Below are 16,894 nucleotides of genomic sequence, written 5' to 3'. Positions count from 1 at the left end.
GAACCGCGCTTTTCGAATGGGAGAAAACAGCATGGAACTGCCACCCCTCATCGAGGACCGGTTGGCGGCGCTTCCCGACCACCTGCGCGAAATCCTCATGCGGCAGCTCGCCGGTGCTGCCGATCCCGCCCCTGGGGACGGCGCGATTCCGCATGCGTCCCGGGACGGCGCACTGCCGTTGTCGGTGGGCCAGCAAGGGCTGTGGTTCCTGGCGGAGCTGGATCCCGGCAGCGTCGAGTACAACGCGCCGCGGGTGCTGCGGCTGACCGGCGAACTCGACCTGGAGGCGCTGCGCGCGGCCCTCGACGGTCTGGTCGCCCGGCACGAAGCGCTGCGCACCACCATCGGCGAGGTCGAGGGCCGTGGCATTCAGGTGGTGCACGAGCCCGGTCGCGTACCGGTCGAGGTCGTCGACCTGTCCGGCCTGTCGTCGGTGGAACGGGCCGCTGAGGTCGACCGGTGCCTGGAACGGGAGGCGTCCACCCCGTTCGACCTGCGTCGCGGGCCGCTGCTCCGGGTCTGTCTGCTCCGTCTTTCCGGCGAGGAGCACGTGGTCGTGCTGGGCCTGCACCACATCGTCGGCGACGGCTGGTCCATCGGCATCCTGGTCGACGAACTCACCGCCGGATATGCCGCGCACCTGCGCGGGGAGCGGGCCGAGCTGCCCGACCTGCCGGTGCAGTACGCCGACTTCGCCGTCTGGCAGCAGGAACGGCTGACCCGGCCGGAAGTGGCGGGACAGGTGGACTACTGGCGGAGGCAGCTGGCGGGGCTGGCCCCGGCGGACCTGCCGACCGACCGCCCTCGGCCCCCGGTGCGCGGCTTTACGGGCGCGGTGCACGAATTTTCGATGCCCGGCTCGCTGGCCGAGCGGGTGACGGAACTCGGGGCGCGTTGCGGAGCGACGCCGTTCATGGTCCTGGTCGCCGCGAGTCAACTGCTGTTCGCCCGCTACTCGGGGCAGCGCGACATCGCCGTGGGTTCGGTGACCGCGGGTCGTGGCCGGGCCGAGCTGGATCACCTCATCGGCTACTTCAGCAACACCGTCGTGCTGCGGTCCCACATCGACGAGACGCGGTCCTTCACCGACCTGCTCGGTGAGGTCCGCTCCACCGTGCTCGACGCGTTCGCCAACGACGAGGTCCCGTTCCAGCGGCTGGTCGACGTCCTGCGGCCGGAGCGCGACCCGAGCCGGCCGCCCTTGGTGCAGGTGATGGTCAACCTGCAGAGCGCACCGGACGGCCGGGACGACCTGCCGGGCCTGCGGGTCTCGGAGATCACCCCGCCGATGCGCGTGGCCAAGATGGACGTGTCCCTCGACTTCTTCGTGCACGGGAGTACGCTCACCGGCTCCATCGAGTACAGCACCGACCTGTTCGACCCGGCGACGATCGAGCGGATGAGCGGGCACCTGCTGACTTTGCTCGACGGTGTCACCGCCCGGCCGGACGAGCCGATGCGGGCGCTGCCCATGCTCACCGGGTCCGAGCTCCACCAATTTTTCACCGAGTGGAACGGCCGCCCGGTGGAGTACGCCCCCGCCCGGTGTGTGCACGAGCTGTTCGACGATCAGGCCGCGCTCACTCCCGACGCGGTCGCGGTGAGCTGCGCGGGCGAGAAACTGACCTTCGCCGCGCTGGCAGCCCGGGCCGGCCAGCTGGCGCGGCACCTGAGGAGCCTGGGCGCGGGCCCGGGCACGCTGGTCGGGGTGTGCCTTGAGCGCGGTGTGGACGCGATGGTCGGTCTGCTCGGCGTGCTGAAGGCGGGCGCGGCTTTTGTGCCGCTCGACCCGGACTACCCGGCGCAACGGCTGAGCATGATGCTGGCCGATGCCGACGCACCCGTGGTGGTCACCCAGACCACCGTGCTGGACCGCGTCGCCGGGCACGACGCGACAGTGGTGTGCCTCGACCGCGACCGGCCGGTGCTCGACGCCCTGCCGACCTCAGCGCCGGATACCGGGGTCACTGTCGACGACCTCGTCTACGTGATCTACACGTCGGGTACGACCGGCCGGCCCAAGGGCGTCCTGATCAGCCACCGGAACGTGCACCACATCCTGCGCGCCTGGAACGCCCGATACGGACTCGACGAGATCCGCGGCCGCTGCCTGTCGGTGGCCAGCTTCGGCGTGGACCTGTTCTTCGGCGATTTCCTGTTCTCCGCGCTCTTCGGCGGCGAGCTCGTGGTGTGCCCGGCGGAGGTGGTGACCGACCCGCCCGCGCTGGTGGAGCTGATCGCCGCCGTCCGGCCGCAGATCCTGGCCACCACGCCGTCGCTGGCCCGGGCAGTCACCGCCGAGCTGGCCGGACGGGACAGCGACGCCCTGGCGTCGCTGCGGCTGCTCTCCCTGGGCGCCGAGGGCTGGCTGGCCGGCGACTGCGCCGATCTTCTCGAGCACGTCGGCCCCGACACGCTGGTGGTCAACGCGTACGGCGCCACCGAGACGACGGTGGACTCGACGGTGTTCGCGCTGCGGGGCGATCCGGTTGAGCCCTCGGCGTTCGTCCCGATCGGGAAGCCGATGGTGAACACCAGCGCATATGTCGTGGACGCGGTGGGCCGCCCGGTACCGATCGGCGTGGCCGGCGAGCTGTTCATCGGCGGCGGCGGCGTGGCCCAGGGGTACTGGCGGCGGCCTGAGCTCACAGCCGAGCGGTTTCCCCGGGACGTCATGGGGCCGGGTACCGGCGCGTTCTATCGGACTGGGGACATGGTCCGCTGGCGCGGCGACGGCAACCTGGAGTTCCTCGGCCGCGCGGACGACCAGGTCAAGATCCGCGGTTTCCGGGTGGAGCTGGGTGAGGTGGAGACCGTGCTGGCGCGCCACCCCGAGGTGGCGGCCGCGGCGGCGGCCACGCGCAAAGGCGACTCGGGCCACGTCCGGCTGGTGGGCTACGTGGTGCCCGCGGGCGACCGGGCGCCCGGACTCGCCGATCTCCGGGAGTTCCTGACCGCGCACCTGCCGAGCCAGGCGGTGCCCTCGGCGATCGTGGCCCTCGACGCGTTGCCGATGACCCCGAACGGGACGCTGGACCGGCGTGCCCTGCCCGAGGTGGCGGAGTCTCCCGCCGATCCGTCCCGCCGTGTCCCGCCGCGCACCCTGGTGGAAGCCACGCTCGTCGACGTCTGGGCGAAGGTGCTGGGCGTGGAGACCGTTCGGATCGGCATCGAGGACAACTTCTTCAACCTCGGCGGTGACTCGATCCTCAGCCTCCAGGTGGTGTCGCTGGCCCGGCGCTCGAACCTCCGGCTGACCACCAGGCAGATGTTCCACCGGCAGACCATCGCCGAGCTGGCGGGCGAGGTCACCGTGGTGGCCGAGGCCGGCGCCGACCAGGGCCCGGTCACCGGACCGGTGCCGCTGACGCCCATGCAGCACTGGTACTTCGAGCAGTTCCCGGACGCGCCGGGCCACTTCAACCAGTCCTTGTTCCTCGAGGTGGACGCCGCCGTTGATGCCGATGCGTTGCGCGCGGCGTTCACGGCCATGCTCGACCACCACGACGCTCTCCGGCTCCGGGTCGAGCGGGTCGGCGGGACGTGGCGGCAGTACAACGCGGCCGAGGAGCACGGCGACGTGTTCGAGACCGTCGACCTGGCCGGCCTCGACGCGGCCGCTCGGGACGAGGCGATGCGCACGGCGATCACCGCGGTGCAGACAGGATTCGACGTCCGTACCGGTCCACTGCTGCGGGGCGTGCTGTTCACCTCGGGCGGCGACCGGTCGCCCCGGCTGTTCCTTGCCGCCCACCACTACGTCGTGGACGCGGTGTCCTGGCGGGTCATCCTGGCCGACCTGGAAACCGCGCACCGGCAGGTGGCCGGCCGCGAGAAAGCCGACCTGGGTGCGAAGTCCACGTCGTTCCAGCACTGGGCGCGCCGTCTCACCGCTCTGGTGGCCGAGGGCGGTTTTGATGCGCATCGGGAGTACTGGGCCCGAGCCGAGCGCGCCATCGCGGAGTCGGCTGAGCTGCCGGTCGACCGCCACGGGCCGAACACCGTGGGCTCCGCGCGTACCCTGACCCGGCGGCTGGGGGCTGACCACACCGACGCGCTGCTGCGCAAGGTGCCGGAGGCGTACCGGACGCAGGTGAACGACGTGCTGCTCAGCGCCCTCGCCCGGGTGCTGCGCGACTGGACCGGCGGCACTGTGCCGGTCGAGCTGGAAGGCCACGGACGCGAGGACCTGTTCAGCGACGTCGACCTCACGCGTACCGTCGGCTGGTTCACCACAGTGTTTCCCGTGGCGCTTGAGCTGCCCGACGACCGGGACTGGGGTGACAGCCTGAAGGCTGTCAAGGAGCAGCTGCGCGCCGTACCGTCGCGTGGTCTGAGTTATGACGCCCTGCGCTATCTCGGCGAGCCGGGTGCGGTGGAGCGGGGCGGACAATGCCAGGTCGGGTTCAACTATCATGGCCGCTTTGATGCCGGCACCGACTCGGGCGACGCCGGGCTCTTCCGGGGATGGTGTGACAGCCCGGTGCCCGACCGCGGCGCCGCACAGCCCCGGCAGTGCCTGATCGATGTCACCGGCATGGTCCGCGACGGCGAGCTGGAATTCAGCTGGGAGTATTCCGGCAATGTCCACCACCAGGAGACCATCGCGCGGCTGGCTGAGGCGTTCCACGCCGCGCTGGAGCAGATCGTCGAGCACTGCACCCGGCCCGGCGCCGGCGGCTGTACGCCGTCGGACTTCCCGCTGGCCGGGCTCGATCAGGCGGCGGTGGACCGGATCGCCGGCGACGGCCGCTCGGTGGAGGACATCTATCCGCTCACCCCGATGCAGAGCGGCATGTTGTTCCACTCCCTCGACGACGACGGCGACGTGTACCTCACCCACTTCGCCGCAGTGCTCGACGGGGTGGACGAGCCGCGCCGGCTGGCCGACGCGTTCCAGCGGGTCGTTGATCGCACTCCGATCCTGCGGACCGCCGTGACCGGGATCGAGGCGGACGCCCCGCTCCAAGTTGTCCACCGTGACGTGCGGCTGCCCGTGACCCATCTCGACTGGAGCGATCTGCCCGTCGAAGACAGGGAGGCGCGGTCGCAGTCGCTGTGGAAGACGCTGCCGACGCTGGAACTCGACCTGTCCGAGGCGCCGCTGATGCGGCTCACGATCGCGCGGCTCTCGGGGACGAGCGTCAGGCTGTTCTGGTCCTCCCACCATTTGCTGCTGGACGGGTGGAGTTTCGCCGACGTGCTGGCGCAGGTGTTCGAGGAACACGCCGCGCTTGGCGGCGCGCCCGCCCCCGCCCCGAAGCCACGCCGGCCGTACCGCGAATACGTACAGTGGCTGGCCGAGCAGGACGCCGCGGCCGCCGAGGCGTACTGGCGCCGTACCATGGCCGGCTTCACGGCGGCCACAACGCTACCGTTCGACCGGGCACCGCTGGCCGCGCACGGCTCGCGGTCCACCCGCGACGTGGATCTGCGGCTGCCCGCCGACCGTGCGCACCGGCTCTACGAGTTCGCCAGGAACGCCCGGCTGACGATGAACACTGTTGTGCAGGGTGCCTGGGCGCTCCTGCTCGCGCGGCACAGCGGCGAACGCGACGTGTGCTTCGGCGCGACAGTGTCCGGCCGGCCCGCGGAGTTGGCGGGGGCGGACGAGATCGTCGGCCTGTTCATCAACACCTTGCCCGTACGAACAACCGTCGACAGTGGCCGGGATCTCGTGTCGTGGCTGCGGCGGATGCAGGACGAGCAGGCCGAAGCCCGGCAGTTCGAGCACCTCTCGTTGGCGCAGGTGCGCGGCTGGAGCGAGGTCCCGCGGGAGTCGGGCCTGTTCGACAGCCTGGTCATCTTCGAGAGCTTCCCGTACGACCGGGACGCCGCCGCCCGGCACGGGCTCGTGGTGCGCGAGAGCACCGGCGCGGAGGAGACCAACTATGCCCTCACACTGACCGCCTTCACCACCGACGAGCTGCACCTACGTATCGGCTACGACCCACGCTTGTTCGACGCGGACACCGTGGAACCGCTCGCCGAACGCCTGGCGACTGTGCTCGACTCTTTCCCCGATCACGCCGACGCCCCGATCGCCCGGCTACCCCTGCTGCCCGCCGGCGAGCGGGACCTCCTGCTCCGCGAATGGAACGCCACCTTCCGCCCGACGGGGCCAGCCACCGTGACCGAGCTGTTCGAACGGCAGGCCGCCGCGACTCCGGAGGCGGCTGCGCTGGTGTGCGGGGATGCCGTGCTGAGTTACGCCGGCCTGGACGCCCGCGCGAACCGGCTCGCCCATCACCTGATCGCAATGGGGATCGGCCCCGAGCAGATCGTCGCCCTGGCCTGCCCGCGGACGCCCGAGCTGCTGGTGGCCATGCTGGCGGTGCTGAAGGCGGGCGCGACCTACCTGCCGCTGGACATTGACCATCCGCGCGAACGCCTGGCCCTAATGGTGGGCGACGCGGCCCCGGTCCTGGCGCTGACCGCCGACGGGATCACGATCGACCTGCCGGCGGGGCCGTCCCTCTCGCTCACCGAGCCGGGCGTCGCCGCCGCGCTGGCCCGCCATCCGGCCACCAAGCCGGAGCCAGCCGTACCGCCGGGCCCGGCGAACGCCGCCTATGTGCTCTACACGTCCGGGTCCACCGGCAAGCCGAAGGGTGTGGTGATCAGCCGGGCCAACCTCGCCAACTTTGTGCTCGACATGCGGGCCCGGACCTCGATGACCCCGGACGACCGGCTGCTGGCCGTGACCACCGTCGGCTTCGACATTGCGCACCTCGAGCTGTTCGTGCCGCTGATCAGCGGTGCGACCGTGGTGCTGGCGGCCAAGGAGCTGGTGCACGACCCGCAGGAACTGCGGCGGTTGGTCCACGACGAGGGCATCACGGTGGTGCAGGCGACGCCGAGTCTGTGGCGCGGCGTGGTCGAGGGCGCCCCGGACGTCCTCGCCCACATCCGGGTGCTGGTCGGCGGCGAGGCGTTGCCGGCGGAGCTGGCCGGGGCCCTGACTGCCGGGTCGCCGTCGGTGACGAACGTGTACGGGCCCACTGAGACCACGATCTGGTCCACCGCGGCCGAGCTGACACGCGGCGAGACCGGTGCACCGCCCATCGGCAGGCCGATCGCCGGCACTCGGGTGTACGTGCTCGATGACGGTCTCCAGCCGGTTCCGCCCGGCGTGCCGGGGGAGCTCTACATCGCCGGTGAGGGTGTTGCGCGGGGCTACGCGAACCGCCCTGCCCTGACCGCGGGCCGGTTCGTGGCCGACCCGTTCGGGCCGCCCGCCGAGCGTATGTACCGCACCGGTGACGTGGTCCGGTGGCGGGCCGACGGCCTGCTCGAGTTCGTCGGCCGAGTCGACGACCAGGTCAAGGTCAGGGGCTTCCGGATCGAACTCGGCGAGATCGAGACGGTGCTGGGCGCCCACCCGGAGGTGGGCTCGGCCGTGGTGGTGGCGCGCGAGGACACCCCTGGTGACAAGCAACTGGTGGCGTACGTCGCGCCGGCCCGGGACACCGTCCCCGCGACGGCGGAGCTGAAGGCGTATCTGCGGCAATACCTGCCGGGCTACATGGTGCCCGCACTGTTTGTGGTCATGGACGTGTTCCCGCTGACACCCAGCGGGAAGGTCGACCGGAGGATGCTGCCCGCTCCGGGCGCAGTGGCCGACACCGACGCGCCGCGGGTCGCACCGCGCACCGAGGCCGAGGCCGTGCTGGCCGCGATCTGGGCGGAGGTGCTGGGCCGGCCGGTCGACGGGATCGACGTGACCGCCAGCTTCTTCGACCTGGGCGGCAACTCGGTGGTGAGCGTCCAGGTGGTCTACCGGGCTCGGCGTGCCGGGTGGCACATCGTGCCGACGGACCTGTTCTTGCACCCGACCGTGGAACGCCTGGCTGCGGTGGCCGTGCGGGCTGCGGACCTCCTGGGCGTGACGCCGCCCGGGCAGACCTCCGTGCCCGGGCGGCAGGCCGGCTCCGGGCGTTCGGCCCGGATCAGCCGGGCAGGACAGCTGACCGGCCTGTCCGCCCGGCTCGCCGAGCTGGCGCGCGCCCACGAGGTTCCGGGCGCCCAGCTCGCCGTACGCCACCAGGGCCGGCTGATCGTGGTAGAGACGGGGGAGCTTGTCGCGGGAACCGGCCTCCCGGTCACCGCGGACACCACGTTCCCGGTCGCCTCCCTCACCAAGGCGGTGACGGCGCTGGCCGTACACCTGCTCGCCGCCGGCGGGCGCCTCGACCTCGACGCCCCGATTGGCGCGTACCTGCCGGAGCTGTCCGCCGTGGGCCCGGTCGGCCGGGTGACCCCTCGGCAACTCCTCAGCCACACGGGGGGCCTCATCGCCGGGGTCGAGGAACGGGTGCCGAGTGCGGACCGGCTCGAGTGGGTCGAACGTCATGGCGACCGGACCGCCGTGCTGCACCCACCGGGAACGGCGTTCTCCTACTCCGACTTCGGCTATGTGCTCGCGGGCCGGGTCGTCGAGGTGCTGACCGGCATGCATTGGCGGACGGCGGTGGAGTCGACGGTGCTGCGCCCACTCGGCATCTCGGTGGCGTCCGACGCGCAGCCGGGCGCGCAGGGGCACGTGGTGAACGGCCGCGTGCTCACCGTGCCCGAGCAGTCCTTCTCCGCGATCGACGAACCCGCCGCGGGGCTGGTGGCCACGGCGGCCGATCTGGTACGGCTGGCCGGCGTGCACGACCCGGCCAGGTCCGGGGTGCTGGCCCCCGCGGCGGCTGGCGCGATGCTCCAGGACCGGACCGGTGACCTCGCCGTCGGACCGTTCGGCCTGGCCGACGGTTGGGGGCTCGGCTGGTCGGTGTACCGCGGCGCCGGCGGTGACTGGAACGGCCACGACGGCAGCGGCGACGGCACATGGTCGCACCTGCGTTTCGACCCGGTCACCGGGACGGCCGTCGCGCTGAACACCAATGCGAACACCGGACTCGGGCTGTGGGAGGACCTCCTCGCCGATCTCCGCACGGCCGGCATCGACGTGGCCAACTACTCGATGCGGGTGCTGTCCGAGCCGGGGGAGCCGGTCGCCGGGCCCGCCGACTGCGCGGGGCATTACGCCAACGGCGACTGGGACTGCGTGGTCGAGTCCGGCGCCCGAGGACTCACCCTGGCCGTCGGTTCCGGGCCGCGCTCGGAGCTGATGTGTCGCACGGACCTGCGGTTCACCACCGAGGGCGCCGGGCTGCCCCGTACGGGCCGGTTCGTCCGCGACCCGGGCACGGGCGGGGTGGAGCTGCTCCAGCTCGCGGGGCGGTTGCTCTGGCGTACCGGCGGGAACGAGCAATGACCGCCGAAGTGAATTCTGGTCATGCGCCGCCGCTGTCGCGCAACCGGAACTACCACGTGCTGTGGGGGAGCCAACTGGTCTCCGAACTGGTCGGCCAACTGAGCTTCATCGCGTTTCCCTTGATGGTGCTGACGGCCACCGGCTCCGCGCTGTGGATGGGTGCCGTCACGGCCGTCGTCGGAGCGGCGAGCATGATCGCCAACCTCCCGGCGGGCGTGCTGGTGGACCGCTTCGACCGCAAGCTGGTCATGCTGGTGTGCCAGTGTGCCCGGGCGGTGGCGCTGGGCGGCCTCGCGGTTGCCTTGTTTACCGGGCATTTCTCCATGCCGCTGGTCCTGGTCGTCGCGGTCGCGGAAGGCCTGCTGAGTGCGGCCTTCGACCCGGCCGAGCACGCGGCGCTCCCGCAGGTGGTGCCCGAGGCGCAGCTGTCGGCGGCGGTGGCGCGCAACACCGTACGTCGCTACGTCGCCACACTGGCGGGCCCGGCGAGCGCGGGCTTGCTGTTCGCCGCCGATCCGAGAACCCCGTTCGCCGTGGCCTCCGTCCTGCTCGTGGCGTCCTGCGCCGTGCTGTGTTTCCTCCGCCTTCCCCGGCGCGTATTGGTGCCGGGGCCCGGGTCGACGAGCATGCTCACCGACGGGTTCCGGTGGGTGCTGAGGCACCGCGTGATCAGGTCGACGCTGCTCTGGCTGATCGCGTGTGAGCTGTTCATCTCCGCCCTGCTGATCATTGTGCTGGCGGCGTCGGGTGACCGCGACATGCCGCCGGGCGAGCTCGGCGTGATCATGATCGGATTCGGTGCCGGTGGGCTGCTGGGTGCGGCGGTCGCGGGTCGGCTGCACGCCGCGGTGCCCGGGCCTGCCGTGCTGATCGGCTTCCCGTGGATCGCGGCGACGCTGACGCTGGTGATGGCCCAGGTACCGACCGGGGTGCTGACCGGCGTGCTGCTCGGCGGGATCGCCTTCTTCATCCCCACCGCGTTCACGACGGTCATGACGTACCAGATCACGGTCGCCCCCGATGAGCTGCGTGGCCGGCTGAGCGGCATCGTCGGGCTCTTCGCGGGTGGCGCGGGCGCGATCGGCCCGCTGGTGGGCGGTCTGCTGATGACCGGTGGGAACAGCCGCAGCAGCCTGCTGATCTGCGGTGTCAGCATGGCCGTCGGCGCCGTGGGCACCCTGTTGAGCCCGACCTTGCGCCGGTTCCCGACGCTGAAGTGAGGGGCCGCGATCGCGGCCCCTCACCGGAACTACCCGGCCTACCAGCATCCCTTCTTGCTGTCGGCGGTGATGGCCTCAGCCGTGTACGGACACTGGAAACCGATCCAGGTCAGCTCGGACCACAGCCGCGACCACGGTTGGCGGGGACCGCGGCACACCAGGAAGCCTGCACCCCGGTCGGCGACGGGCAGGTCGATTTCGAACGTGCCGCGCGGCTCGCAACTCGCGAACAGGGCATCGAACGTGTCACGGTTGACGCCGACCGCGATGACCACGTTCGTGTCGTCGGCGGGCCGGCCGAAGGCGGCATAAGAGTTCTGTCCGCTGTAGACGGCTGGTAGACCGTTCGCCGGCCCGTACCGGTCCAGGGCGCCCGCCAAGCCGTAGTGGTTGGCGTAGATGACGGCGTGCGCGCGGTCCTCGGGCGACAGCGACCGGTGCACTGCGGCCACCTGTGCGGCCAGCTGGGGCCAACCTGACTGGTCGAGCTGGAAGACCCCGAGCTCCTTGAGGACCGGGTTCGACCCGTACACCGCGATCGGCAGCACCGGCAACATGAGCACGGCCGACATCGCCATGTTGAACGCCAGGGCGGTGCCGGCCAGCGAGCGGCGTGCGGCGGTGTGAGCCCATCCCTGCAAAACCACGGAACCTGCCGCCAGCAGCACCAGTAGGAGACCGCCGGTGTACTCGGGTTTGCCTCCGATTGCGATCAGCAGCGCCGCCATGAACAGGTAGGCCACCCCGACCGACCGGTACGTTTGCCACTGCGTGCGGCGCAGCAGAGCGGCCAGTCCGCAGATCCACACCGGAGCGAGGAAGAGGCCGATCAGGAGGAGCTGAAACGGTACGAAGGCGAAGCGGGAGGCCGATCCCAGAGCCTTCGACAAAGCCGCACTCATCTCCAGTTGGGGCCAGCCATGCACGATCTGCCACACCACCGAGGGTGCGGCGATCAGCACGGCGAGTGCGGCGCCGGCCCACAGCCACCGGCTGCGCAGGATCTGCCGCGGGCCCACCGCCAGCACGCCCACGAGCAGCGAGAGAAGTAGCAGCACGATGAGGTTCTTGGTAAGCAGAGCCACGCCGGTGACCGCGCCGACGGCGAGCCACAGCCGGCCGTCGCCGGTCCGCAGCAGGCGGATCCACAGCCAGCTCACCACCACCCAGGTGACCAGGTCAGGACCGTTCGTGGTGAGCACGTGCCCGGCGTTGAGGGTGACGAGCGACGCGCCCGTCGCGGCAGCGGCGAACACCTGGGCGCCACCGCGGCCGCCGAGCTCCCGGGCGATGAGGCCGGCCACCCACACCACCACTCCGGTCAGCAGCGCCGGTATCACGCGCAGCCCGGTGAGCGTGTCGCCGAACACCAGGAGCTCCAGCCTGGCGATCAGCGAGACCAGCGGAGGCTGGTCGACGTACCCCCAGGCCAGGTGCTGCCCGGTCACCCGGTTGTACAGCTCGTCGACGTGGTACCCGTGCCGCCACGACAGCGCCAGCAGCACCATACCGACCGCGGCGGACACGGCCAGCAATGGCCGCCGATTCAGCACGGGAACAGCCGCCGGCTCCCGTCGGGTCGAGGCCGAGGAGTTCCCGGTCAAGGTCGCCATTGATTCATACCCTTTTCTTTCCGTGGATTCGTCGATTCGGATTGTCTTCGTCGAATCCACGGACAGGCGACCAGGTTGAATTATAGGAGAAGTCGCGACGAGCTCCGCCGGGCTCGTACCGGCCGGCGCCACGGTCGGCAACCCCGTCTGGCAGCGCAGATGGGCCTCTGCCCAGCTCCTCGCCGGCGCGGCCGGCGTCGGCCGGCGGATCCGACCCATTTCACCCGTCGGTCAAAGAGATGGCCGCACGGCGGCGGTCTGGCCAGGCTCGGGACGACCGATCATCACCCGGCGCGGCGCCGGCCGGATCGCCGGTCGACGAAATGGAAGGACGATTTGCGTGAAAAGGCTGACCATCGCACCCGACGAGCGCCGGCACATCGAACGGCTGGTCGACGATGTGCTCGCCGAGCACGGCCATTGGGACCCGGTGCAGTTCGTGACGCAGGCCAAGACGGTGGCCGAGTCGCTGCCCCTGCGGGTCCGCCAGTTCTTCCGGCAGATCCAGTCCGAGGAGTCCGATGTGGCGGTGCTGTCGGGGCTACCGCTGAGTCCGGACCTCGATGCGACGCCGACCGGCTGGGACATGGCACAGAAGACCGGCGCCGGTCGCCGGGAGGAGGTGGTGCTCGCTCTGTGCAGTGCCGCCCTCGGTGAGCCGTTCGCCTGGGGCAACCAGCAGGACGGACGGATCGTGCACGACGTGTGCCCGACACCGGGCATGGAACGCTCGGAGACCAGTGGCAGTAGCACCGCACCGCTGTCACTGCACACTGAGGACGCCTTCCACCAGTGCCGCTGCGACTACGTGGCGCTCTTCTGCCTGCGCAACCCGGAACGGGTCGGCACCACCGTGGTGCGAGCCGACCGGCTCGACCTTCCGGCGCCACTGTCCGGGATCCTCGCCGAGAAGAGGTTTCGGCACCGCCCGGACCAGTCGCACGTCGGGCCGCACGGCCACTCGGCCGACGTGGCGGACCTCGACGCGATCATGTTCGGGCCGCCCGGCTCGTGTTACCTGCGGATCGACTTCGACGACACCTTCGCCGCGGACGAGGACGACCATGCCGCGCGGGATGCCATCAAGGAGCTCTACAGGCACATGTGCGACGCGGTGGAAAGGGTCGTCCTGGAGCCCGGGGACGCCATATTTCTCGACAATTACCGCGTCGTGCACGGTCGCGACCCATTCGAGCCGCGGTACGACGGCAAGGACCGGTGGCTGAAGCGGGTCAACCTCATCCGCGACATCCGCCGGGTGTTCCTGTCGACCGGAGTCCGGTCCCGGGTCATCTCGTGAACCCGCTCCCGGCGGTGCGGATCCGTCGCGTGACCGCCCAATTTCACTCGTCGGTCAAAGAGATGGCTGCGCACCGGCCATTTCGACAGGCTCGAACAGAAACATTCATGAGCGGCAATCTGGGGGGCGTGCATGGCTAGCAGCGTGGTCATCGTCGGTGGTGGTACGGCGGGCTGGATGACGGCGACCTACTTGAAAGCGGCATTCGGTGACCGGGTGTCGGTGACCCTGGTGGAATCGAAGAACGTGCCCTCGATCGGGGTGGGAGAAGCCACGTTCAGCACCATCCGGCACTTCTTCAACTACCTGGGTCTGGACGAGCGCGAGTGGATGCCGGAGTGCCACGCCACCTACAAGCTGGCCGTCCGGTTCGAGGGCTGGCGTGAGCGCGGGGATGTGTTCTACCACCCGTTCGAGCGCAACCGTGTCGTAGACGGCTTCCCGCTCACGGACTGGTGGTTGGAGAAGAAGCCGACCGAGCGCTTCGACCGGGACTCGTTCCTGATCGCATCGATGTGCGACGCGGAGAGTTCACCGCGCTATCTGGACGGCGCCCTCTTTGACAGCACGTTCGAGCGTGGCGAGGAGTACCGCACCACGCTGACCGAGCAGAACACCCAGTTCCCGTACGCCTACCACTTCGACGCGACGCTGCTGTCGAAGTTCCTGACCCGCTTCGGTGTCGAGCGCGGGGTACGGCACATCCTCGACGACGTGGTGGACGTCGTGTTGGACGACCGCGGCGCCATCGACTTCTTGCGCACCCGGGAGCAGGGAGACGTCCACGGCGACCTCTTCATCGACTGCACGGGCTTCCGGAGCATGTTGATCAGCAAGGCGCTCGGCGAGCCGTTCATCTCGTTCCAGAACCATCTGCCCAACGACAGCGCGGTGGCGCTGCGGGTACCGGTGGACATGGCCGAGCACGGTCTGCGCCCGGCCACCACCGCGCATGCCCAGGACGCGGGGTGGATCTGGACGATCCCCCTTTTCGAGCGGCTCGGCACCGGCTACGTGTACGCCAGCGACTACGCCACGCCGGAAGAGGCCGAACGTACGCTGCGCGAGTTCGTCGGTCCCGCGGCGGACGACGTCAGCGCCAACCACATCAAGATGCGCATCGGTCGCAGTGAGCGTGCATGGGTCAAGAATTGCGTGGCGGTCGGCCTCTCCAACGGATTCGTCGAGCCGCTGGAGTCCACCGGCATCTTCATCATCCAGAACGGCATCGAGCGGCTGGTGAAGAACTTCCCGGTCGGTGACGAGGCAGTCGACGACCAGCTTCGCAAGACCTACAACCGGCAGGCCGCACATGTGATGGACGGCCTGCGGGAGTTCATGGTGCTGCACTGGTACGCCTCCGGCCGCGCCGACAACCAGTACTGGAGGGACACCAAGACTCGGGAGCTCCCCGACGGTATGGCTGAGCGCCTGGAGCAGTGGAAGGTGAAGCTGCCCGACCAGGACTCGATCTACCCGTACTACCACGGTTTCGAGTCGTACTCCTACCGGGCGATCATCCTCGGCCTCGGCGGGCTGCCGACACGGCCGCTGCCCGTGCTCGGCAAGCTCGACGGCACCGCGGCGGACCGGGAGTTTCGGCTGGTGGCCGACCAGGCGAGCGCGCTGGTCGAGAAGTTGCCCAGCCAGTACGAGTACTTCGCCCACCTGCACGGTCTGCCGCCGAAGCGGCGCAAGGCGGGCGCGGCGCGATGACCCTCGCCGAGTTCGCGGCCGGGACCGGCCCCGTGGCGCTCGCGCCGCGACTGTGCTCCCGGCCGCGTTCGCCGGCGGGGGAAGGGAACAGGTGACATGACGGATTCGATGATGGAAGGTGGAGCCGCGGGGAGCGCAGCCGCGGCGCAGACGGTCACTCCCGCGCAGTTCCGCTCGCTGATGTCCACGTTCCCCAGCGGTGTGGCCATCGTGACGACTTCGGACCTCGACGGTCAGCCGCGGGGAATGACTTGCTCGTCGGTGTGCAGCGTCGCGGTGGACCCGCCGACTCTGCTCATGTGCCTGCGTACGGGCAGTCCCACTCTGACGGCGATGTTGCGCCGCTCCACCCTGGCGGTCAACCTGCTGCACGCCCGCGGCCGGGCGGCGGCGGACCTTTTCGCCTCCGGGACTCCCCATCGGTTCGACATGGTGCGCTGGTCGGCCGATCCGGAGGCGGCCGGTCCGCACCTGATCGATGACGCCCACGCGATCGCCGACTGCCGGATCACCGGGACGATGTCCGCCAGCGACCACACCGTGGTGTTCGGCGAGGTGTTCCGCGTGCAGCATCCGGCGGCGGTCGACCAGTCGCCGCTGCTGTACGGACTGCGGCAGTACTCGTCATGGTCCGTCGCCTGACCTGCCATTGGTGGCGCAGACCAGGCATTTCTGTCAGTGGTTCGCACAACGGGGAAAGGCTGGCCATGGATTCGACGCTTCAGGACAAGGAAACCGGTACGTTGCTCGAATTCTCGCCCGGCGGATCGCGGATGCCGGTCCTCGGCCCCGTCGTGCCGATTCCGATCGGCGAGCTCCGGATCGGCGACACGCCGCGCCTCTCGGGGGAGAACGCCGAGCACGTCCAGCATCTGCTGGCCGCCGGCGATGCGGTACCGCCGATTACCGTTCACCGCGAGACGATGCAGGTGATCGACGGACTGCACCGCTGTCAGGCGGCGAGGTTGCGCGGCGACGAGCGCATCTCAGTGCGATTCTTCGAGGGCAGCGCCGCCGACGCCTTCGTGCTGGCGGTCAGGGCGAACGTCGCGCACGGGCTGCCGCTGCCGCTGGCCGACCGGCGCCACGCGGCCGCCCGGATCATCGCCACGCATCCGCACTGGTCGAACCGGATGATCGGTTCGGTCGCGGGGCTCGACCCGCGGACCGTGGCCGACGTGCGGCAGGCGGGTGGCGTAACGGCGGAGGTCCGTGTCGGTCAGGACGGAAGGTCACGGCCGGTCAACGGCGCGCAGGGCAGGATCGCGGCGTCGAAGCTAATGATCGCGAACCCCGGCATGTCCCTGCGGCAGATCGCCCGCGAGGTCGGGATCTCGCCGGAAACGGTTCGTGATGTCCGCAATCGTCTCCAGCTGGGGGAGGAGCCGGTGCCCAACGGCTCGCGGCCCCGCGAACCGGGCACCTTGGCCCGGCTGGCATCCGATGCGAAGACGGCGTCCTCGGGCGCTCAGCCGTCTACGGGCCGTAGCAGGATGGCGATGATGCAGGCCGTGCGGCGCCTGACCGCTGATCCAGCCCTGCGTTTCACCGATACCGGTCGCGCCCTGCTGCGCATGCTGCATGTCCAGATGGCCGGAATGGAGGAGTGGGGAAAGATCGGCCCGAACCTGCCCCCGCATTGCGGGATGACGGTCGCGGACCTGGCCCGAGAGCTGGCCGGGATGTGGCGGAGCCTCGCCGACGATGTCGAACAGAACCTGGCGGACACCGCCTGAGGGCGACCGCCGGCGAGGGAGCTGCTCCATGAAATTTTCTCAGCGTG

7 protein-coding genes are annotated in these 16,894 nt (G+C 70.3%); 6 read left to right on the top strand and 1 reads right to left on the bottom strand.

Annotation, left to right across the window (positions count from 1 at the left end; genetic code table 11):
- Positions 1-31: 31 nt before the first annotated feature.
- Positions 32-9,262, top strand: a complete 9,231-nt coding sequence (locus TFC3_RS33420; protein WP_067510178.1) for a non-ribosomal peptide synthetase — start codon at positions 32-34, stop codon at positions 9,260-9,262.
- A complete protein-coding gene (locus TFC3_RS33415; RefSeq protein ID WP_067510176.1) occupies positions 9,259-10,482 on the top strand; it encodes an MFS transporter in 1,224 nt (407 codons plus the stop codon). The genes TFC3_RS33420 and TFC3_RS33415 overlap by 4 nt, the downstream gene beginning before the upstream one ends.
- Positions 10,483-10,520: 38 nt before the next feature.
- On the opposite strand, the gene TFC3_RS33410 is transcribed toward TFC3_RS33415, so the two are convergent.
- The gene (locus TFC3_RS33410) at positions 10,521-12,227 is read right to left on the bottom strand and encodes a glycosyltransferase family 39 protein (protein ID WP_161952726.1); all 1,707 of its coding nucleotides are present in this window, start codon (positions 12,225-12,227) and stop codon (positions 10,521-10,523) included.
- 208 nt (positions 12,228-12,435) lie between these two features.
- Between TFC3_RS33410 and TFC3_RS33405 the strand changes: the two genes are divergently transcribed.
- The 4 genes from TFC3_RS33405 to TFC3_RS33390 all read left to right on the top strand — a co-directional run bounded on the left by TFC3_RS33405 (position 12,436) and on the right by TFC3_RS33390 (position 16,847).
- Entirely contained in the window at positions 12,436-13,395 is a 960-nt protein-coding gene (locus TFC3_RS33405) for a TauD/TfdA family dioxygenase (RefSeq protein WP_082772735.1), read from the top strand.
- Between the two features lie 132 nt (positions 13,396-13,527).
- Complete coding sequence (locus TFC3_RS33400; protein ID WP_082772734.1) at positions 13,528-15,111, top strand: tryptophan halogenase family protein; 1,584 nt, start codon at positions 13,528-13,530, stop codon at positions 15,109-15,111.
- A gap of 96 nt (positions 15,112-15,207) precedes the next feature.
- The gene (locus tag TFC3_RS33395; protein WP_153040621.1) at positions 15,208-15,753 is read left to right on the top strand and encodes a flavin reductase family protein; all 546 of its coding nucleotides are present in this window, start codon (positions 15,208-15,210) and stop codon (positions 15,751-15,753) included.
- 65 nt (positions 15,754-15,818) lie between these two features.
- On the top strand, positions 15,819-16,847 hold the full coding sequence (locus tag TFC3_RS33390; RefSeq protein ID WP_201787311.1) for a ParB/RepB/Spo0J family partition protein: 1,029 nt from the start codon (positions 15,819-15,821) through the stop codon (positions 16,845-16,847).
- Positions 16,848-16,894: the final 47 nt, after the last annotated feature.

The organism is Actinoplanes sp. TFC3 (assembly GCF_001553785.1).
In the GTDB taxonomy this organism is placed as follows: domain Bacteria; phylum Actinomycetota; class Actinomycetes; order Mycobacteriales; family Micromonosporaceae; genus Actinoplanes.
The sequence above is the reverse complement of the archived record's forward strand: the minus strand, read 5'-3'. Positions and strand labels throughout refer to the sequence as shown.